This window comes from Dellaglioa sp. CoH-55-MRSF-7, assembly GCF_056782235.1.
This window is the reverse complement of sequence record NZ_JBXAYI010000064.1, coordinates 1-444: the sequence shown is the minus strand read 5'-3', so window position 1 is coordinate 444 and position 444 is coordinate 1. Positions and strand designations below refer to the sequence as shown.

At 52.3% G+C, this 444-nt stretch carries 1 protein-coding gene; it reads left to right on the top strand.

The window, feature by feature from the left end; genetic code table 11:
- Nucleotides 1-345: hypothetical protein (locus tag AC1RPU_RS07870; protein WP_481769624.1), on the top strand; the 345-nt coding region annotated here is incomplete at its 5' end.
- Nucleotides 346-444: the final 99 nt, after the last annotated feature.

Sequence of the window (444 nt, the reverse complement as noted above, 5' to 3'; positions counted from 1 at the left end):
GTGCGTACGGGCCCGCAGGACGTGGAGCGTGCCGGAGTACCGGTCGAGGAATGCGCAAGTGTCACTGACCTCATGAAGTGTGTGCGTACTGCTAATGCCGAGCGCGAACGGGGCAAACCGCGAGTGGTTGAATATGTGCTGGAAAAATATAGGATTGGGGCCGAAGAACACATCAAACTGTACAGCGTCAACCTGTATCATGGTGAGAGTCGTGTGGAATTTGAGTCACGGCTCGCGTACTTCGATAACTTCCTGACGATCACACATGGGGAGGCCGAAAGCTTGGGGTTCCCGATTTACCACTTCAACAGCACTGGCGAATTCTTCAATCACGTGACAGGTTAAACATGAGCGAAACACGTACTCAGGTGTGGTATGTGGAATTGGATGCGCGGGAGAAACCGATCCGGTTCTACACGATGTATCTGTACACGAATATGGAAC